The sequence below is a fragment of the Thalassobacillus sp. C254 genome (assembly GCF_001310615.1).
Window position 1 is genome coordinate 235,356 of sequence record NZ_BAXQ01000003.1, and the last position, 19,643, is coordinate 254,998.

The window sequence follows — 19,643 nt, forward strand, 5'->3', positions numbered from 1 at the left end:
AAGCTTTCCCAATTTCTTCTACCGCCAGGGCATAAGAGATGGTATCTCCCCAGATCCTCCATATTCTTCAGGAAAGGGGATACCTAACAAGCCCAATTCTCCCATCTTTTTAAATGTTTCCTCAGGGAACCTTGCTTCACGGTCGACTTCTTCTGCTTTCGGGGCTACCTCTTGTTTAGCAAAATCCCTTACCATATTTCTTATCATTGTTTGTTCCTTAGTCAATTCAAAGTTCATTCTTTATTCCTCCTTTATTTATAGCAGCGTGTACACTGAGCAAATGCTCAGAATTCATAAGAAAAATGATCCTAGATAAGGAGTGGTCCCTCCTAGGAATATATGCGGGGAAGCGTCACACTACACCGGACGCTTCTTTTGTCTGTAAGTTTTTGTGTTTCGGTAATTGTTTCTCCCATTACTTCCTCCGCCTAAGTACAAATCTTTCACTTCGTCATTATCAAGCAGTTGAGCTACCTTTCCTTGGAGAACAATACGGCCGTTTTCCATGATATAGCCGTAATCAGCAATGGAGAGTGCTACATTGGCATTTTGTTCAACAACCAGAATAGAGGTCCCTTCTTCCTTATTGATTTCTTTAATATTGTGGAAAATTTCTTTGACTAACAAAGGAGCTATACCTAAAGATGGCTCATCAAGCAACAGAACTTTTGGTTTAGCCATGATTCCCCTGCCAATGGCAAGCATCTGCTGCTCCCCGCCAGAGAGAAATCCTGCAGCTCTTCCTTTCAAGGCTTTAAGCTTCGGGAAATAGTGATACACTCTTTCCAGGTCTGGTTTCAACTGGTTACGGTCTTTTCTTGTATAGCTCCAGCCAGCAAATTTTCTTCTACTGTTAAATGCTTAAACACCCTTCTTCCTTCAATACATTGAAAGATTCCTTTGCTTACTACTTGATCAGGCGTCAGTCCATTGAGTGACTCATTGTTAAAAGAAATGGAACCATTGACTATCTGTCCCCCTTCACCTTTAAGGAGACCAGAAATCGACTTTAGGGTTGTGGATTTTCCGGCACCGTTGCTCCCCATCAACGCCACAATTTTCCCTTCTGGTACCTCAAGAGACACCCCTTTTAAAGATACTATTATCTTTGAGTAAACCGTTTCTAAATTATGAACGCGAAGCATATCAACACTCCGTTCTTTAAGTAAGATAGGTGATAAAGACATGAGGAACACAGTAAGTTATCCCTATGTTCCTCTGCCGATATTCTATTCGTAATCTTCGTGACTGAAGTAGTCTTCAATAATCTCAAACTGACCGTCTTTCACTTGAGCCAGCCTGATATCCTTCGTTCCCGCATGATCATCAGCGGAGAAACTCACCGGTGCTGCCAAACCGTTAAGATCCAAATCAGTAATCTGTTCAATTCCTTCTTTAATGCCGTCTCCTGTTAAGTCAGGGGCATTGCGGATTCCTTCTGCCATTATGCTTGCAGTTACCCATCCCTGGACAAATTTCTGGTCAATATCTTCTAATGTTTTTCCTTGAGTTTCTAAATATTCTTCAATTTCGCCCAATCCTTCCAGGTCCTCATATGGAAAGGCATGAGTTACTACTCCAATCATCCCTTCAGCAGCATCCCCTGCAATATCAATGACACCTTCACCTGTAGCCCAGTTTAATCCGATAAATTGTGTATCAATTCCAAGTGTCTGTGCTTCACGAAGTATAGTTGATGTTGCTCCCCATGTTTGTTGGATAATAGCATAATCGGGGTCTTTACTCTGCATATTAAGCATTTGAGATTGTGCCTCTGTGGCTGCTACATCAATGACCTGCTCATCCACAACCTCTACACCATGCTCGGCAGCATATTCCTTAATATCTTCAACCGGAGAGCGACCAAAAGCTGTATCGTTATATAATAGTGCTAATGTAGGATCACCGTCTCCTTCATGGTTTTCTTTAATCCATTGGACAACTGCTCTTCCTTGATCAGAGTAAGTAGCTGCAGTTAAGAAATTATAAGGCTTTCATCCATATCTTTTAAATTTTCTGAATAAGCAGCTGAGAAGTATGGCAATTGATCATTAGCAACCTGCTGCCTAAGTGCTTCTGTATCAGCTGTTCCCCATCCTAATACGGCGGCTACTTCGTGGCGGTCTCTCAGGGTTTGATAAATCCTTTGTCCCTCTGAAATATCATAAGCGTAATCCTCGCCAATTAACTCCACCGTAACGCCATCAATACCGCCGTTTTCATTTAGCCATTCCACATATGCCTCCTCGCCGTCAGCATATGGAGAACCAACATCTCCTGTTCCTCCAGTAATATCGTAAAGAGCACCGATTTTCACTGTATCGCCGGCTTCTGCTACGTCAGCTTCTCCTTCAGCGTCCTGAGTACTACTGGCTCCTTCCTCACCGCCTCCACATGCTGACAGTGCTCCTGCTAATAGCATGCCTGTACCTGCTGCCCCAACCCATCTTTTCCACTTTATTGTCATTTGATCTCCCCCATGTTTTCTTTTATCAGGAACAGACAAAACGTCTGGCATCCTCATTAATAGGTAAACGGCCAAAGCTTGAAGTAATTTCTTATATTGCTCCAGATATGGGCAAGCCCTCCTGGTTCAAAAATAAGAAACAAAATAATGACTGCCCCAAAAGCAATTTCCTGAATCGCCGCTAACTGGTGGCCGGCATTAGGCAGAAACACAGATAAAACTTCAGTGAAATAGGAAAGGCCAACAGGCATCAATGTGATAAAAAAGGCGCCTAGAATTGCTCCTAGAATGCTCCCAAGTCCGCCGACCAGGATCATTGCTAAGTACTGAATTGAAACATCAATACTGTAAAGCTCAGGACTAACAATCATGGTGTAATGTCCCATTAAAGCCCCTGCAATTCCAACGAAGAAAGAACTGATGGCAAAAGCAATTACTTTATAGTTGAATAAATTAATTCCCATAATTTGAGCAGCAACATCCTGGTCTCTGACCGCCATGAAAGCCCGGCCTGTTCTCGTTCTAAATAGATTGAGAGAAAAGATGGTAGTAAACAGCAGGATGACCAGGCAGAGATAGTAATAACTGGAGGCCGACATTAAGGTATACCCGCCAATTGAGGGGCGTTGCAGCACCATACCGGAAGTTCCTCCTGTTAATCCGTCCCATCTGCTGATGACAAAAAGAATAATTACTTGAGCTGCAAGTGTGGCGATGGCAAGATATAAACCTTTCAGCCTAAGTGACGGAATTCCAAATATTCCTCCGACAAAGGCCGTAACAAGTCCTGCGGCTGGAACCGCCAGCCAGAAGCTTAGACCAAGGCTCGTTGTTAAAATAGCCGACGTATATCCCCCTACCCCTAGAAAAGCCCCCACTCCGATGGAGATTTGGCCAGTAAACCCAGTTAAGATGTTAAGACCGATTGCCCCTATGGAGGCAATTAAACAAAGGGTCGCCAAACCTACTACGTAATTTGATGTAAACAGCGGCACTAAGGCAAAAAGGGCAATAAGCAAAATCATTCTCATCTTCACTCTCGGTATCGTGAAGAGTGCCATATCATGATTGTATTTTGTTTTATAATTACCGCATTCCATGACAAAAGGATTTCTCATTTTCTCCCATCACACCCTTTCTATACCGCCCTTACCGAACAATCCATGTGGTCTAAGCATTAAAATGAAAACTACAAGGATAAACGGGACTACTTCTTTTAACCCTCCTCCAACCATTGGATCCAGGTATCCACCCGCCATGCTTTGGAAAATCCCGATTGTAAAGCCGCCAACTATAGCTCCCGGAATACTGTCAAGTCCACCTAATATGACAACTGGCAAGACAGTCAGGCCAATAATAGCCATGGTTGCATTTACACCATTGATGTTTCCTAACAAGACTCCCCCTACAGCAGCTACGATAGAAGCAATGGCCCAGGTTACAGCAAAGACCTTTTTCACACTTATCCCCATAGACTGTGCAGCCATTTGGTCATCGGCAACAGCCCTCATCGCAAGGCCCATCTTTGAGTATTTGAAAAACAGCGTAAAAAGAAGAAGCAGTGTCATAACAATGACAAAGGACCAGAGATACACAGGTGTAATGACTAAATCCCCGGCTCTAATTGGTGTGGCTGGAAAGATTTGCGGATACGTTCTTGTTTGATGTCCCCAAATCAGGTGAACAATCCCCCCGAGTAAACTTGCAAGTCCTATGGTTGCCATTATCACTGAAATAACCGGAGCATTCTGTAATGGCCGAAGAACGGTCTTCTCAACTCCCAGCCCTATAACAGCGTTTACCGCCAAGGTAATGGCTAATGCGAGTAGAAACGGGATTTGAAAAATAGTGATAAGAGTTAAACATACATATGCCCCGATTAAGACAAACTCACCGTTGGCCAGGTTCAAAGCATCACTAGCCTTATAAATTAGAACAAATCCTAAAGCTACCAGCGCATAAATACTGCCGACTACGATGCCGCTAACCAGCATTTGCATAAAAAACGTCACCTAGGCAACCTCCCTCTTTTCACCTAATGAAATAACAGGAATGATTTGTTCGTTTACATTTCCTTTTGTAAATGAAACCCTTTCATCAGAGGAATATAAAGAATCAAGCAACTGTTTATATTTTTGTTCTACGTAAGGCCGCCTAAGCTTGTACGTTGGAGTCATTTCATCTTCTGAAGCATTAAGCTCCTTTGGAAGAATAATGAATTTCTTAAAATCAATGCTTTCTGGCAAGAGAGCGGTGATCTGAGATACTTCTTCATGTATCAGCTGGATAACATCCGGATTCGTAGACAAATCCTCATAGGTAGTGTAGGAAAGCTGCTTTTTGTCAGCCCATCTCCCTACATTTTCCATACTGATATTAATTAAACCAACCATATAAGGCTGCTGTTTTCCATAAAGCAAAGCTTCTTGAATATAAGGACTCATCTTCAGCTTGCTCTCTATCGAGCTTGGAGCAACTGCTTGACCTTGTACTCCAGTAATGACTTCTTCTTTCCTTCCAGTCAGACGAACCTGGCCGTCTTCCAGCTTTTCCCCTGTATCTCCCAGGTTTATATATCCGTCTTGATCAAGGTTCAATGCTTCCCCATTAAGATAACCAAGACACTTTCCAGCGGATTTTATAAGGATCTCTTTATCCTCTGTAATCTTAAGGTCTACATGGGGCAGAGGTTCTCCCACACTTTCTGCATCTAGCTTTCCGTCTCTTTGAACAAGAGAAATACCAGAAAGCTCAGTGGCTCCATATGTTTGTTTCACATTTACTCCAATGGAATGAAAGAAATACATCCCCTCATTACCTAAAGAAGCTCCATTTATATAAGCCCTTTTGATTCTTGCTAATCCCAGGTGATCTCTTATTGCACTAAACACTAAGTAGTCGCCAAATTTGTAGATGACTTTCTCTTTTAAAGATAGAGGTTTTCCTCCAAAGTCTGCTTCTGCTTTTCGTTTTCCATAGCGGTTGAAAAAATTGTACACTTTCTTCTTGAAGGACGAGGTATCATTGATGCGGAGATTGAATCTAGCTATGATATTTTCGTAGGTTCTTGGAGTTGCCATCAAGAGATGTGGACCTATTTCCCTTAAGTCCTGCAAGGCTGTTGATGGTTCTTCTGGGAAGTTAATTGTTAATTTTTGCTGGAATGATAATGACAATACAATCAATTGTTCAGACGCCCATGCCAAAGGCAAGAATGATAGATAGTCATCTTTAGAAGAGACCGGGTCCACTTCTTGAAGAGCTGTACCAGTAGCCAGTAAATTATAATGGGATAATAAGATTCCTTTAGGATGGCCCATGGTTCCCGGAGAGTAACACAGGAAGGCTGGATCTTCACCATTCCCCTGTTCAATCTCTTTAACGATGTTTATTTCGCTGCTCTCATTTGCAGCTTTTTGAACATCATCCCAATAAATGAGCCGGTGATCAGAATAGTTTTTTAATCCTTTTGGGTTAATAAAAATAATTGTTTCCACTAAAGGAAGATGGTCTATGATTTTTAACACTTTATCTACCTGTTCCTGGTCTTCTGCTACTATAATCTTAGCTTTACAATCGTTGATCAAGTGATCAAGCTGTTCAGGAGTGCTTTCTTGAAACAGCCCCGTTGAGACCCCCCCAAGACTTTGACAAGCAAGCTCAGCATAGATCCACTCCGGCCTATTGTCACTTAAGATGACCATCCGGTCACCTTTTTGAAATTCGAATAGGTGCTTTATAGCAAGAGCGAAAGATTCAACGTTATCTTTGACTTCTTTCCATGAAATTTCTTTCCAAATGCCAAGCTTTTTTTTCTGAAAGCCGTCCTTTCTGGCTCACTTTCTGCAAGTTCTAACAGAAGCTTTGGAAATGTGTCTTTTCCCATTTATAAGAATCCTCCCCTTGTCAGCTTACTTCTTCATCTTCTTCCTCTCCTAAATAAGCACTGATCACCGCTTCATTTTCTTTTATCTCTTCAGGTGTACCAAAGCCTATAAGCTTTCCAAAATCAAGTACGGCTATATGGTCGGATAAATCCATTACCACACCCATATCATGTTCAATCAGCACTACCGTCATGTCCTGGAGAGCATTCATATCAAGGATAAAACGAGCCATGTCTTGCTTCTCTGAGCTGTTCATACCAGCCATGGCTCATCAAGGAGAATAAGCTCAGGCTGTAATGCCAGGGCCCGTCCTACTTCTACTCTTTTTTGCAGCCCGTAAGGAAGCCTTCCCACTGGAGTATGGCGAATATCCTTAAGCTCTAAAAAAGTCAATAACTTCCTCCACAGCTTTTCTGTGAGCTACTTCTTCTTTTTGAGCAGCTCCCCAGTAGAATCCCCCAGACAAAAGTCCTGACTTCATTTTTGTGTGCCGGCCCAGCTTTAAATTATCAAGCACAGACATTTGTGAAAATAAAGCTATGTTCTGGAAAGCTCGGGAAATTCCTAAGTTTGTTCTTTTATGGGGTTTCATGTTGATAATATCCTTCCCCATAAATTTAATTGAGCCTTGAGACGGACTATACAATCCGCTAATGCAGTTCAGCATACTTGTTTTCCCTGCACCATTAGGCCCAATAAGAGAAAATATTTCTCCTTTTTCAATATGATAAGTAACGTCTACCAAAGCCTTAACTCCCCCAAATTGAAGTGAAACGTTTTCCACTTCTAATGCTGGCATCCTCTTCCCTCCTCTGATGTAAGCGCTATCATCTTTCTAAGATTGATTATAAGGATGAGCTATCACTCAAGTCAACAAAATTTTGATAATTTTTAGAAAATTATCAAAACTATTGTTGGTTTATCTTTTGTTAGTAATATGAAAATATTTTTTAAAAAGAACAAGAGACCATAAGGAATAGGAAATTAGATACTCGATGAGACCAGTCAGAAAGGCACAATTTTTATGAATTGCAGGTAATTTTATTTCAAGTATAGAAAAATCAAGTACAGCCTTCTAAATCAGTATTTGATGTAAGGATATGCTTTTATGACAAAAGCACTGTGTCCTGAAGCCAGTCGACCTTCTTTCTATATAGGGAAGGGGCATAACCTTTCACTCTTACTTACGTTCCAAATTTATTTAAAGATTCCAAATATTTGTCAGGAAACCATGATATAATGACTTATAGGCTATTGCTATAAGGATTAGACAACATTAAGAAGTCACACTAAAGGGGTGTTATGTCCATTGACTTTTGCCATTATATTAGGTGTCATACTTGTCGTTTCGATCATTTCCTGGATCATCGGCTATAACAGTCTAATTAAGTGCTTAAATTGGGTGGAAGAATCATGGGCCCAAATTGACGTGCAATTAAAGAGAAGATATGAGTTGATACCAACTCTCGTAGAGACGGTAAAAGGATATGCAGCCCATGAAAAAGAAACGTTAGAAAAGGTCATAGAATTACGAAATCAAATCACAGCACCTTCAAATGATAGAGCTGAACAAATGGAGGCAAACGATCAATTGAGCGGAATGCTTGAAAACTTATTTGCCTTGGGAGAGGATTACCCGGAATTAAAGGCGAATGAAAATTTTAAAGCTTTGCAGGAAGAATTAATCCAAACGGAAAACAAGATTGCCGATGCTCGTCAACTATACAATGATACCGTTAAAAAGTATAACTCACGCATCCAATCTATCCCTACCAACTTTGTAGCAAACATCCATAATTTTAACAGACGAGACTTTTTAGAGACTCCGGCAGCAGAACAAGAAAACGTTCAGGTATCTTTTTAAGCAGGAGCATAAAAGGAGGTACGACTGCTCCTCTTTATATTTCTGATCGGTTAAGAAAGAAAGTTTCAAGCCTCCCGGTTCTGAGCAACCACCCGCTTTTACGAAAGAATCCACAGTATATCAGTAATGTAACAATACCTATAACAATTTACGATTTCTTCACTTTTAAAAAAATTCTTAGAGTTATATATAATGACCAATTGCCAATAAGAAAAGAAATAAAGGAGTTTATTTTTCTCTCATTCCATGTAACAAGAAACGAAGAAATATTACGAATTTGATATAGTAGTGACAGAGGGAGGCGCTTTGGTTCTATTCCAAACAGCAAGAGATATCCTTTTTCGACAATTTTAGATCATCTCAACCTGCCTCTTATACGTACGATACCATTTTGGGTGGCTGCATGCCGCCTCTTTTTTTTGTCTTTTTTACTTAACATATACCGGCAGACTTTCACCTAATTGAACGTGTTCCAGTGTCAGTATACAGCGTCTCCCCAGCAATGTTACTCCTCTTTCTTTTGCATCAAGAAGAGCTTTTGCAAAAGCAGGATCGATATGGTCTGCAGGACTGATAGACATTACGTCATTTCGCTGAGCCACAAATAAAACAACGGTTTCTATATTTTCTCTCTCTTGAAAATGAGATAACTCTTGTACATGGCGTGCTCCTCTTTTAGTTACAGCGTCTGGAAACAGGCCCCGTTCACCTTTTGCAAGTGTCACACTTTTCACTTCTAATAACATCTTTTTATTGTCCTTGCTTTCAAGGAGAAAATCCCACCGGGAATCACCGAACTTATACTCTGCACGCTTAAATTCCCAGTCACATAATTCCTCTATTTTTTTCTCTTTTAAGGCTGTTTCAATTAAACGATTGGGCAAAGTGGTATTAATTGAAACAAGCTGTCCTTCAGAAGAAGAGGCTAAAACTGCGCTCCATTGTGTTTTTCTTGCAGGCTTATTTATGTACTGCAGCCACACTTTTCTCCCGGGTATGAGCAATTCCTTTAACCTGCCTGGATCAGGAAGATGAACGGTAACCAGCTCACCTGTCGGCTTGTTTAGTTCTTTATTAATAAGCTGGCAGTGAATAATAAACCGATTGGGCCTTTCGACAAAAATAGCTGGGTGCAATGGTTCATCATAGTAAATCACTGGCTTGTCAGACATTTTCTTTCTCACCCTTCACCAGGAAATGAACCAATGACTGGGGTTCAGCAAAAACAATAATTCTGTCAGCCACTTGTTCTGATAAAAAACCTTCTTTCACCATATGTTTTATGAGTGTAAGTAAAGGATCATAATAATGATCAGTATTAAGAAGTGCACAATACTTTTCATGCTGCCCTATTGCATACCAGGTGAGAACCTCTACAAATTCCTCCAGCGTTCCTATGCCCCCAGGAAGAGCAATAAATGCATCAGCATACTCATACATTTTTGCCTTTCTTTCATGCATTGTCTTTACGGTGATCAATTCTGTTACATGCTGATGAGCGATTTCTATATCCTTCAACGTTTCAGGCACAATCCCAATCACTTCTCCTTGCCTTCCTAACGCCCCATCTGCCACAGCTCCCATCAACCCGCTGCTTCCTCCTCCATAGACAGTGATGATCTTATTTTGGGCCAGCTCCTCTCCAAGCTTTTTAGCTTCTTGAAGGTAGAGGGAACGATTTCCATTTCTTGAACCGCAAAAAACTGTGATATGTTTCATTCAATCAGCCATTCCTTTCATTGAATCTTTGGATTAAAGCATCAACTTGAAGTTCACGAGTGGAATCAACAAACCAATCTGCTTCTCTCGCAGCTTGTTCTTCTCCGACGCCAACAGAAAAGATACCAGCCGATTGAAGGGCCCTGATTCCTGCCTCACTATCTTCAATTCCTGCACATTCTTTTGGACTTACCCCCGCCATTTCCGCCCCCTTTAAAAATATTTCAGGATCAGGCTTGCGATTGGAAATGGTATGTACATCAACAATGTGGTCAAAATAGTTTTTAATCCCGACATTGGAAATGACCGTTCTTGCATTAGTACTTGAAGAGGTTAATACTGCTTTGAAATCGGCAGCTCTGGTCTGTTCTAGAAAATCTTTGACGCCAGGTAACAAGTCTTCCGGGCTAAGGTCCTCTATTAAAGCCTGGTAATATGTATTTCTCTGCTCTCCAAGCTTTAGCTTTTCTTCGTAAGAATAGCTCTCTTCCTTTTGTTTCAAAAGAGCTTCTATGGCATCCATACGGCTTCTTCCCTGGAGTTTCATGTTCATTTCATGGTCAAAAGAGACACCAAGATCTTCAGCGAGCATTTTGTTCGCCTTGTAATGAAGAGGAACTGTATTGGTAAGGACTCCATCAAGGTCAAATAAAACAGCTTTTAAACTAGAATTCAAAAAAACCCTCCTTTTATGCTTTATTATTTTATCACACCTCCTTTCACTCTATGGTCAGCAAAAAACGTTCTATTTTTATCAAGAAAAGTTTCATTGCCAATACCTACCTGATAAAATGAAGGCTAAGCATACGTATGAAGTAAACACTACAATAAATGAAAAACTCACAAAGGAGAATGTTTATGACAGACTTTGAGAAAAAGCTAACGAATTATGCAGAGCTTGCTGTGAAAAAGGGAGTAAATATTCAAGAGGGACAAACCCTTGTCATTAATGCTTCACTAGAACTCGCCGAGTTTGTAAGACTGGTAGCAAAGACTGCATATAACGCCGGAGCAAGGAATGTCCATGTGGAATGGAGCGATGATAAGCTGACAAGGATAAAATACGACATGGCTCCTGAAGAAGCCTTTGAGGAGTATCCTGAATGGAAAGCGAGAGGGTTTGAAGAGCTTGCCGAAAAGGGAGCTGCTTTTATGACCATTAAAGGAACAGACCCTGACCTGCTTAAAGGAGTAGATCCAAAACGTATTTCCGCGGCCAACAAAGCAGCTGGAAAAGCTATGGATACATTCAGAGATTACATACAATCTGATAAGGTAAGCTGGCTTGTCATCGCTGCCCCCACCAGGGAATGGGCCAAAGAGTGTTCCCGGATTCAACTGGAGAGGAAGCTGTCAGCCATCTGTGGGAAGCTATTTTTAAAGCTGTCCGTGCAGATGTGGATAATCCGGTACAGGCATGGATGAACATGACCAGAAGCTTCAGGACAAAGCAAAGTTCCTAAATAACAAGCGGTTCCAAAAGCTTCACTATACTGCCCCGGGCACTGACTTAACGATCGAGCTTCCTGAAGAACACATGTGGATTGGCGGTGGAAGCCCTAATAAAAAAGGGGTTCACTTTATTGCCAATATGCCTACTGAAGAGGTTTTTACGGTACCTTTTAAAACGGGAGTAAATGGATATGTAAAGAATTCCAAGCCGCTTAACTACAGTGGAAATTTAATTGATAATTTCACTATCCACTTTAAAGATGGAAAAATCGTGGATTTCTCTGCGGAAGAAGGAGAAGAAACGTTAAAGCATTTAATTGAAACAGATGAAGGCTCTCACTATTTAGGTGAAGTAGCTCTCGTTCCCCACAGTTCGCCAATTTCTCAAACAGGCATTCTATTTTATAACACCCTCTTTGATGAAAATGCATCTAATCATTTAGCGATTGGCAGCGCATATGCTTTTTGTGTAAAAGACGGAGACAAAATGGATAAAGAGGAAAAAGAAAAAAATGGATTAAATACAAGTATAACTCATGTTGATTTTATGATTGGTACTGGGGACATGAACATCGACGGAATCTCCAAAAACGGAGAGAAAGAACCTCTTTTCAGGAATGGAGAGTGGGCTGTCTAGTCTCCTGGAAATGGAGAAGAACTGCTGTTATCTATTACAGCAGTTCTTTTTTCACATGCCAGGTTTCGGAGTAGCACAACAAGGAAATGTATTAACCATAAGTACAGGTATGAGAAAGGAGTTGTCACTTTTTATGGGTTTACCAAGGGTATTAACAATCGCTGGCTCTGACACAAGCGGTGGAGCAGGGATTCAGGCTGACTTGAAAACCTTTCAAGAGCTTGGAGTATACGGAATGACCGCTTTAACAACCATTGTTGCCCAGAATCCTTTTAAAGAATGGCAGCATGATGTATATCCTCAAGAACTTTCTGTTCTTGAAGCACAGCTGGATACAGTTTTATCCGGCATAGGAGCGGATGCTGTGAAAACAGGCATGCTCGGTTCCAAAGAGGTGATTGACCTTGCGGCAAAAAAAATAGACGAGCACAACATTGAAACAGTAGTAGTGGATCCTGTCATGGTTTGCAAAGGGACTGATGAGCCTCTTAACCCGGAACTTGACCAGTATTTGAAAGAAGTCCTCGTACCTAAGGCCTTGCTGGTGACACCAAATCTATTTGAAGCTGCCCAGCTGTCCGGCTTGAACCAAGTAAGCACACTTGAAGACATGAAGAAGGCTGCTGAAATCATTTATGAGTCAGGCCCAAGTTTTGTCCTTATAAAAGGGGGAAACGATATCGATCCTGACACTTCAATTGACGTCTTTTATGATGGAAAAAGCTTTGAGTTTGTGGAATCTGAACGCATAAACACAGAGTATACTCATGGCGCAGGCTGTACTCATTCTGCTGCAATTACGGCACAACTGGTCAAAGGGCGGCCAATGAGAGAAGCTATTGAAACAGGTAAGCAATTTGCATCATCTGCCATAAAAGAATCCTTTAAGCTTAATCAATACGTTGGGGCAGTGAATCATACGGCATACCGGTATCATTCAGTGACAAAAGATTAATAGAAAAAGCACCCTGTTTTCCAGCTATTCTCCTCAATTGTTTTTAAACAACTGAGCTGCAGCTACTCACAGGGTGCTTTTTCATTTGTAGAGTGGTAATTTAATCAGGGGCTTGAGGACACTGTAAAATTATGAAAGAACTTTGCTTAGAAAGCTTTGAGTACGGGGATGCTGAGGATTATCAAAGACTTCTGCCGGAGTTCCTTCCTCCATAAAAACACCCTCATCAATAAAAAACACTCTGTCCCCTACTTCCTTAGCAAATCCCATTTCGTGTGTTACAACTACCATAGTCATTCCCTCTTGGGCCAGCTCTTTCATTACACTAAGGACATCCCCGACCAGCTCTGGATCTAATGCAGAAGTCGGCTCATCAAACAGCATCACTGTTGGATTCATGGCCAGCGCTCTGGCAATGGCAACCCGTTGTTTTTGCCCCCCTGACAGGCTGTTCGGATAAGCAGAAGCTTTGTCAGCCAGCCCTACTTTCTCGAGCAGAGACTTTCCTATTTTGTCTGCTTCCTGTTTTGCCATACCTTTAACCTTTTGAGGAGCCAAAGTTACATTTTCTAATACTGTTTTGTGAGGAAATAGGTTAAAATGCTGAAAAACCATTCCTACTCGTGAACGAACATCATTAATGTCAGTATGAGGATCAGTGATGTCGTCCCCGTCTACAATGACTTGCCCTGATGTTATTTCTTCCAGCATGTTCAGGCAGCGCAGAAATGTACTCTTCCCTGAACCCGATGGGCCTATAACACACACTACTTCTTTCTCCCTGATTTCAGTAGTAATCCCCTTTAACACTTCTGTGTCACCAAAGGACTTTCTTAAATCTTTAACTGTAATCATTCTCGTTCCAGCCTCCGTTCATAGCGGCGTAATATAACCATTGACGGAATTGTGATTATGAGGTAGAACACACACACCATGAGGTAGGCTCAAAGTAAACAAAGGTTCCGCTGGCATATTGCCGGCCTTGGTAAAGAATGTCTGTCACTGCAATAGCTGAAAATAAAGATGTATCTTTTAAACTGATAATGAACTGATTTCCAAGCGGTGGAATCATTCTTTTTAAAGCCTGGGGCCAAATAATGTAGCGCATTGTCTGGGAAGAAGAAAGTCCCAATGAACGCCCTGCCTCGGTCTGACCTTTTTCTACAGATTGAACAGACCCTCGTACAATTTCAGCAATGTAGGCTCCAGCGTTAAGGGCAATTGCCAAAATGGATGCTGTCAGCTTATCCAAATTAACCCCCAGCAGTTCTGGAAGACCAAAATATAAAAAGAAAATCTGTGCCAAAAGAGGAGTACCCCTTACAATTTCAACATAAACCGTGGCTATTCCATAAACCAGTTTATTATTTGATATCCTCATTAATCCAAATATAGCACCAATAATAAAACCAAAAAATACCCCGACAAAGGTAATTAACAAGGTATATTGCAGCCCCTGCAATAAAAAGGCATAACGTCTATGTAATGATTAGCTGTATAAAGATACATGACGGAATATTTCATTCCTTCCTTTTCTAAGTGGTAAAAAGCGTGACAAGTAGATACCTGCCACGCTCTTTTGCCTTATAATCCTTCTGGACGGTCACCGAACCATTTCTCGTAAATATCTCCAAATGTTCCATCTTCCTTGAGTGCATCAATTGCTGCATCTACTTCATCAACCAGCTCTGAACCTTTAGGAAAAGCAATTCCGTATTGCTCTCCCGTAAGCGTATCGCCTACGATTTGAAGCTCTCCGCCTGTCTCGGTTTCAGCATAGTATTGTACGTTTGGAAGATCATAAAGAACTGCATCTGCTCTTTCTGTTAATACAGCTTGGTAAGCCTCTGGAATTTCTGGAAATGCTTCAATGTTTGCTTCTGTGTTTTCGTTTAAGTAGTCTTCGCTTGTTGACCCAACACGAGTCGCTACTGTTAAACCATCCACATCATCAATAGATTGGATATCTGATCCGTCTTTTACAGCCAGCACGAGCCCGGCATCATAATATGGCTGAGAAAAATCTATGTTTTCTTGACGTTCTTCCGTAATTGTCATACCTGCAATACCCATATCAAAACGTTCTGATGGAATAGCAGCAACAATTCCTGAGAACTCCATTTGTTCAATTTCAATTTCAAATCCAGCTTCATCTGCTATAGCGTTAATTAAGTCGATATCAAATCCAACTAATTCACCATCTTCAAGAAACTCAAATGGAATGTAATTGTTATCAGTCGCCACAGAATAGGTTTCTGTCTCTCCGTCTGAAGCTGCTTCTTCACTATCTTCCTCTTCCTCTGTGCCTTCAGTTTCTTCTTCAGCAGCATCCTCCGTCTCTGCATCTATACCAGTATCCTCATCCCCGCCAGTATCCTCTGCTTCACCACAGGCTGCTGCGAACATGAGAATAAATGACATAAGAAGAAATAATAATACCTTTTTCATGCGTTATCCCCCTTTTGTACTAATCTATTTCTACTTACAAAGTGGATTATATCATAAAATTACATATAATTTATTAATTTTCAAAAAATTTTACTTATGAACTCGTAATTTGAAATTAATCAATAAAACACTTTTTTCGTAGAAATAAAGGGATTTTTATAATTATGCAAATAAGGTTAATATTTACCTCTTCCTCTCATATATAGGGAAAAGAGACTATATACGCTTTACTCGCTCTCTAACTAAATATTTTGAATATTTAATTTTATCTGGTATGATAAACATGCAACAATCATATACGAAAGGATGACTTTCATGCACCGATACTCTTCAACGTTTATTTCTGATGTTACTTATGAGTCTGAGGTCTTTCATGACATCCCTTGTCGTTTTTCATTAACTGTTGCCTTTAACCGGCCCAAAGGCCGCCACCTTTCTTTGATATTGTCGAATCCCTTTACTTATGAAGAAGACCGGCGAGACCCTGCTTTAAAACAGCTGGAAAACCTGGCCGTCAATCATCTTCATGATGTTTCTTCGATGACTATTATCAGCCTTCTCCCTTTTTGCGGAGACTCTGAAGAAGTAAAAATCCATACCCAGGAATCCATGCATAGAAGTACGTATGAAACAATTATAAAAAGAAACCAAAGCACCATCAAAAAAGCTGCTGCCTTGTCGGATGGTTTAGTAACAGCCTGGGGGCCACCTCCTTACAATGTTAAAAGAGATCTTGTCGGGCGCTTGTATCAAAAAGAGAAAAGGTGGCTTTTGAAATTCCTCAAAGCTGAAGACAAACCGCTTTTCGTGCTGGACAAAAATGAAGAACAGCCATTGACAAAAGGATCCCATCCTCGTGAACCTCACAGAGGTAATTCGTGTGTCGGGCTGATTCCTTCGCTTATCATAAGCAGCACTCGTGTAGGCATAGCTGAAGCATAATAGCTAACGAATAAGAAGAACCCTCTTGGAGGAGCCTTCTAAGGCTGTTGAGATACTCTTCTCAACAGCCTTTTAAATGATTTTGCTTGAGAACACTTAGCTGCCCTTGAAAGTACAAACATGGTTCAAGCAACCTCAAAAAAAGAATCCTTCAAAGAGGATCTTTTTTTATATTTCTTACCAAAGCTTTTATGAGGGCACTTCAACAATAGGTAAATAAATAGTAAAAGAGGTCCCTTTATTTACTTCACTTCTCACTTTAATTTCTCCATTCATTGCCTTAATAATGCTGTAAACAACCATCGTGCCTAATCCAGTGCCTTTGTCTTTAGTGGTATAAAAAGGAGTTCCTAATCTTTCAATCTGTTCATCATTCATCCCTGACCCTGTATCTTCAACCTGTATGACTCCTTTTTGATCTTCTCGTCTTATGGAGATTGTAATCTTGCCACCTTCCGGCATGGATTCTATGCCATTTTTTATTACATTAATCAGACATTGATGAAACTTTTCCCCTTCTCCTGCCACATGAACTTCTCCTGTTTTTTTCACTTCAATCTTCACATTATTCATAGAAGCAAATGGGCTGACTACTTTTAAGATGTATTGTATCTCCTTATTGATGTTCAAGATTGTGACATCCTCAATTGTCGGCTTGGCAAAAGTAAGATAATCACTAATTGTTCTCTCCGCTCTGTTAAGCTCCTCTAAAGCAAAGGTAATATAATATTGCTTGGTATCCTCTGTAATATCCGAATCTCTTAATAGCTGAATAAACCCCTTTGTTACTGTTAACGGGTTTCTCACTTCATGAGAAATACTAGCTGCAATCTCGCTGACCGTTTTAAGCTTTTCAAGCTTTCTCAGTTCTTTTTCAAGAGCCTTGTCTTTTCTCCCTTTTTCAATAAAATTAATAAACGAGAAAATAGCAGCGGTCTGAACGATTAGAAAGAGAATTATAAAGCTGATATACCTTCCGCTTACTATTTCCGGATAGATCAAAAATGTAACCAAAAGCATGGTTAGAATCCCTGCAGAAGAAACAGTTAATGACAGTGTTACTTTTTTCTTTATACTAGGAGCATTTTTATACCGTGGAATGATATACAGAAGAAGACCTAATATCATAATGTTTACCAAAAGTGCTCCGTAGACTCCTTGCCCTTCCATAGATAAACGATATGCTATAAGAATAATAAATAATGAAACCGCTACCTTCCTTCCTCCGTATAAGGCGCCCAGAATAAATGGCACTTGCCGTAAATCAAAAATATGGCCAGTATCGCTGAAATTAACTGTAAAAGTCATACAAAGAATAATAGAAAGTCCGGAAATAATGACAAGAAGCAACTTGTTTACTGAAACTGAAGTCTTATCTTCTATGAATTTTTGATAGATAAAGAAAAAAGTAAAAACGAAAAATATATTTAAAAGAAAAAGTTTGCAAATCATCAATTATATACTGAATCTTAATCACCCCAAACTTTCACTTAACGCCTAAGCCCACACTAAACCAGACAACTATTGAAAGTCACATTTATGTAAATAGCATCTGGCAACTCTTTAATATGCTAAATAATGGAAATTACAACCGTTACCCATACGTCATTACAAAATGCAGTACAACAGTAGAAGACGTTGAATTTATATACGTATGATTCCTGTCTCCGTTAAACTTTATGGAATCAAACTCTGATAAAGAAAACGTCTCATTTTCGATAACTAAGGAAAGCTCTCCTTTCATTACTGTTACATATTCAATAACACCAGGCTGGTGAGCGCCTGGAGAATATATACTGTTTGGCTTTAAAAAAGCACGGTGTATTTCGCTCGTGGCAAAGGCAGGCATGTTAAACATCGGTTCCAGGGTGCATGCCTTATTTTCGCTCACTACTTTATTCCCCACACCTTTTCTGGAAATTTCCACTTCCTCTGGTTCCTTTACTAACAAGGAAATGGGGATAGATAAACCGTTTGCTATTTTCCAGATTACCGAAAGGGAAGGGTTTGCTTCTCCTCTTTCAATGTTTCCTAAAGTCAACTTACTTACCCTGTTGCCTCAGCCAAGTTCTGGAGACTCATTCCTCGTTCTCTGCGAATTGACCTTAACGTTTCCCCTACCTGTTTGGCCAGCCCGGCTGCGTCAAAGTTGTAATTGTCACGACTCAAAACATTTCCTCCTTTTTATAGTATTAAACAATGTAGTATAATATATTTTATTAAAAGTTAATAATATTATACTAACAAACACGGAGGTACGTATGAGAGAAATAGTAATCGGTTTTCTTGCTTCCATGTTCTTTGCAGTTACCTTCATTTTAAATCGATCTATGGAGCTGTCTGGTGGAAGCTGGCTGTGGAGCTCCTCTCTTCGCTTTATTTTTATGTTTCCATTTTTCTTGCTCATAGTATTTTTTCGCCGTAACGGAAAACAAGTCCTCCAGGAAATTAAAAAACAGCCCCTTCCCTGGATTTTGTGGAGTTTTGTAGGGTTTGTCATGTTTTATGCCCCCTTGACGTATGCAGCCTCCTACGGACCTGGATGGCTTATTGCTGGAACCTGGCAGATCACTATCATAGCCGGGGCATTGTTGGTTCCCTTTTTCTTTACTGAAAAAGTAAAAACAGCAAAAGGGATGAAAACAGTTCGAAAAAAAACTCCTAAAAAATCCTTAGCTATCTCATTATTCATTTTAGCCGGGGTATTGCTTATTCAGCTCCAGCATGCCAGCTCACTTCCTCTTCATACATTCATAGCTGGAATACTTCCGGTCCTTATCGCAGCGTGTGCATATCCCCTCGGCAATCGTAAAATGATGGAGATAAGCGGCGGGCGCCTGGATACGTTCCAACGGATATTTGGGATGACATTGGTAAGTCTTCCTTTCTGGCTGCTGCTCAGCTTCATTGCTTTTATCGATTCAGGAGCTCCTTCAACCGATCAAGTGGTTCAAACCTTTATTGTAGCTGTTTTTTCTGGAGTCATTGCAACAACCTTGTTTTTTGTTGCTACAGACAGAGTAAAACATAATCAAGGAAAGCTTGCTGCTGTTGAAGCAACACAATCAACACAGGTTTTATTTGTCTTAGCTGGCGAAGTCTTTTTATTGTCATCTCCTTTACCAAATGGCCTGGCTATAGGCGGATTATTCATTATCATGCTTGGTATGCTTTTGCACAGCTACCTTTCAAAACTCAGCTCCCCGTCCCAGCGTACTCCCTTTCTTTTTCATAAGAGCAAAGGTGAAAAACTTTAATATTAATTTTTCTTA

17 protein-coding genes and 4 pseudogenes are annotated in these 19,643 nt (G+C 40.4%); 5 read left to right on the forward strand and 16 right to left on the reverse strand.

Translation table 11 applies throughout. From position 1 onward, the window contains the following. Positions 1-18: 18 nt before the first annotated feature. The 7 genes and pseudogenes from JCM19033_RS27975 to JCM19033_RS05775 form a co-directional block, all read right to left on the reverse strand. On the reverse strand, positions 19-237 hold the full coding sequence (locus tag JCM19033_RS27975; protein WP_374701195.1) for an acyl-CoA dehydrogenase family protein: 219 nt from the start codon (positions 235-237) through the stop codon (positions 19-21). A 120-nt stretch (positions 238-357) separates the two neighbouring features. After that, a pseudogene (locus tag JCM19033_RS05750) lies at positions 358-1,145 on the reverse strand (ABC transporter ATP-binding protein). 84 nt (positions 1,146-1,229) lie between these two features. Then, positions 1,230-2,467: pseudogene (locus JCM19033_RS05755) on the reverse strand (ABC transporter substrate-binding protein). Positions 2,468-2,523: 56 nt separating this feature from the next. Next, the gene (locus tag JCM19033_RS05760) at positions 2,524-3,585 is read right to left on the reverse strand and encodes a branched-chain amino acid ABC transporter permease (protein ID WP_054635592.1); all 1,062 of its coding nucleotides are present in this window, start codon (positions 3,583-3,585) and stop codon (positions 2,524-2,526) included. A 9-nt stretch (positions 3,586-3,594) separates the two neighbouring features. Beyond that, positions 3,595-4,479, reverse strand: coding sequence for a branched-chain amino acid ABC transporter permease (locus tag JCM19033_RS05765; protein ID WP_054635593.1), 885 nt, complete (start codon positions 4,477-4,479; stop codon positions 3,595-3,597). Further along, positions 4,480-6,267: an AMP-binding protein gene (locus tag JCM19033_RS05770; RefSeq protein WP_083465282.1), complete on the reverse strand. Its 1,788-nt coding sequence runs from the start codon at positions 6,265-6,267 to the stop codon at positions 4,480-4,482. It abuts the gene before it with no gap. Between the two features lie 106 nt (positions 6,268-6,373). Beyond that, positions 6,374-7,153 (reverse strand): annotated as a pseudogene (locus JCM19033_RS05775) (ABC transporter ATP-binding protein). A gap of 510 nt (positions 7,154-7,663) precedes the next feature. Between JCM19033_RS05775 and JCM19033_RS05780 the strand changes: the two are divergent. Further along, a complete protein-coding gene (locus JCM19033_RS05780) occupies positions 7,664-8,218 on the forward strand; it encodes a LemA family protein (protein WP_054635595.1) in 555 nt (184 codons plus the stop codon). Between the two features lie 428 nt (positions 8,219-8,646). Here JCM19033_RS05780 and sfsA read toward each other — a convergent pair whose 3' ends face one another. Genes sfsA through pgmB form a run of 3 tightly spaced genes read right to left on the reverse strand, consistent with a single transcriptional unit; the run spans position 8,647 to position 10,613 of the window. Next, on the reverse strand, positions 8,647-9,390 hold the full coding sequence (gene sfsA, locus JCM19033_RS05785) for a DNA/RNA nuclease SfsA (protein ID WP_054635596.1): 744 nt from the start codon (positions 9,388-9,390) through the stop codon (positions 8,647-8,649). After that, on the reverse strand, positions 9,383-9,937 hold the full coding sequence (locus JCM19033_RS05790; RefSeq protein ID WP_054635597.1) for a TIGR00730 family Rossman fold protein: 555 nt from the start codon (positions 9,935-9,937) through the stop codon (positions 9,383-9,385). The genes sfsA and JCM19033_RS05790 overlap by 8 nt, the downstream gene beginning before the upstream one ends. 4 nt (positions 9,938-9,941) lie before the next feature. Next, positions 9,942-10,613 (reverse strand): beta-phosphoglucomutase, encoded by a 672-nt coding sequence (gene pgmB / locus JCM19033_RS05795; protein WP_054635598.1) that lies wholly within the window; start codon positions 10,611-10,613, stop codon positions 9,942-9,944. Between the two features lie 176 nt (positions 10,614-10,789). Between pgmB and JCM19033_RS05800 the strand changes: the two are divergent. Together JCM19033_RS05800 and pdxK are read left to right on the forward strand one after the other, a co-directional pair. After that, positions 10,790-12,026: pseudogene (locus tag JCM19033_RS05800) on the forward strand (aminopeptidase). Positions 12,027-12,159: 133 nt separating this feature from the next. Further along, entirely contained in the window at positions 12,160-12,981 is an 822-nt protein-coding gene (gene pdxK / locus JCM19033_RS05805; protein ID WP_054635641.1) for a pyridoxine/pyridoxal/pyridoxamine kinase, read from the forward strand. Between the two features lie 129 nt (positions 12,982-13,110). Here the strand turns inward: pdxK and JCM19033_RS05810 are convergent, their stop codons facing one another. The 3 genes from JCM19033_RS05810 to JCM19033_RS05820 all read right to left on the reverse strand — a co-directional run bounded on the left by JCM19033_RS05810 (position 13,111) and on the right by JCM19033_RS05820 (position 15,429). After that, complete coding sequence (locus tag JCM19033_RS05810; RefSeq protein ID WP_054635599.1) at positions 13,111-13,836, reverse strand: amino acid ABC transporter ATP-binding protein; 726 nt, start codon at positions 13,834-13,836, stop codon at positions 13,111-13,113. A gap of 55 nt (positions 13,837-13,891) precedes the next feature. After that, positions 13,892-14,443: an amino acid ABC transporter permease gene (locus tag JCM19033_RS05815; RefSeq protein WP_306301242.1), complete on the reverse strand. Its 552-nt coding sequence runs from the start codon at positions 14,441-14,443 to the stop codon at positions 13,892-13,894. Between the two features lie 122 nt (positions 14,444-14,565). After that, on the reverse strand, positions 14,566-15,429 hold the full coding sequence (locus tag JCM19033_RS05820) for a transporter substrate-binding domain-containing protein (RefSeq protein ID WP_054635600.1): 864 nt from the start codon (positions 15,427-15,429) through the stop codon (positions 14,566-14,568). A 315-nt stretch (positions 15,430-15,744) separates the two neighbouring features. On the opposite strand from JCM19033_RS05820, the gene JCM19033_RS05825 reads away from it, so the two are divergent. Next, positions 15,745-16,371 carry a DUF1643 domain-containing protein gene (locus JCM19033_RS05825; RefSeq protein WP_054635601.1) on the forward strand — a complete coding sequence of 209 codons (627 nt, stop codon included), beginning with the start codon at positions 15,745-15,747 and terminating at the stop codon, positions 16,369-16,371. A gap of 189 nt (positions 16,372-16,560) precedes the next feature. Here the strand turns inward: JCM19033_RS05825 and JCM19033_RS05830 are convergent, their stop codons facing one another. From JCM19033_RS05830 to JCM19033_RS27980, 3 genes are all read right to left on the reverse strand, one after another. After that, complete coding sequence (locus JCM19033_RS05830; protein WP_374701196.1) at positions 16,561-17,721, reverse strand: ATP-binding protein; 1,161 nt, start codon at positions 17,719-17,721, stop codon at positions 16,561-16,563. Positions 17,722-17,965: 244 nt separating this feature from the next. After that, complete coding sequence (locus JCM19033_RS05835) at positions 17,966-18,412, reverse strand: helix-turn-helix domain-containing protein (protein WP_374701197.1); 447 nt, start codon at positions 18,410-18,412, stop codon at positions 17,966-17,968. Positions 18,413-18,417: 5 nt separating this feature from the next. Then, positions 18,418-18,540 (reverse strand): hypothetical protein, encoded by a 123-nt coding sequence (locus tag JCM19033_RS27980; protein ID WP_374701198.1) that lies wholly within the window; start codon positions 18,538-18,540, stop codon positions 18,418-18,420. 92 nt (positions 18,541-18,632) lie between these two features. On the opposite strand from JCM19033_RS27980, the gene JCM19033_RS05840 reads away from it, so the two are divergent. Continuing rightward, positions 18,633-19,628: a multidrug resistance efflux transporter family protein gene (locus JCM19033_RS05840; RefSeq protein ID WP_054635603.1), complete on the forward strand. Its 996-nt coding sequence runs from the start codon at positions 18,633-18,635 to the stop codon at positions 19,626-19,628. The last annotated feature ends 15 nt before the right edge of the window (positions 19,629-19,643 follow it).

Excerpts from the sequence above, each read along its gene's own strand:
- JCM19033_RS27975 (WP_374701195.1), bottom strand. The coding sequence starts at position 237 with ATGAACTTTGAATTGACTAAGGAACAAACAATGATAAGAAATATGGTA.
- sfsA (WP_054635596.1), bottom strand. The coding sequence starts at position 9,390 with ATGTCTGACAAGCCAGTGATTTACTATGATGAACCATTGCACCCAGCT.
- JCM19033_RS05790 (WP_054635597.1), bottom strand. The coding sequence starts at position 9,937 with ATGAAACATATCACAGTTTTTTGCGGTTCAAGAAATGGAAATCGTTCC.
- JCM19033_RS05760 (WP_054635592.1), bottom strand. The coding sequence starts at position 3,585 with ATGAGAAATCCTTTTGTCATGGAATGCGGTAATTATAAAACAAAATAC.
- pdxK (WP_054635641.1), top strand. The coding sequence starts at position 12,160 with ATGGGTTTACCAAGGGTATTAACAATCGCTGGCTCTGACACAAGCGGT.
- JCM19033_RS05810 (WP_054635599.1), bottom strand. The coding sequence starts at position 13,836 with ATGATTACAGTTAAAGATTTAAGAAAGTCCTTTGGTGACACAGAAGTG.
- JCM19033_RS05840 (WP_054635603.1), top strand. The coding sequence starts at position 18,633 with ATGAGAGAAATAGTAATCGGTTTTCTTGCTTCCATGTTCTTTGCAGTT.
- JCM19033_RS05820 (WP_054635600.1), bottom strand. The coding sequence starts at position 15,429 with ATGAAAAAGGTATTATTATTTCTTCTTATGTCATTTATTCTCATGTTC.
- JCM19033_RS05825 (WP_054635601.1), top strand. The coding sequence starts at position 15,745 with ATGCACCGATACTCTTCAACGTTTATTTCTGATGTTACTTATGAGTCT.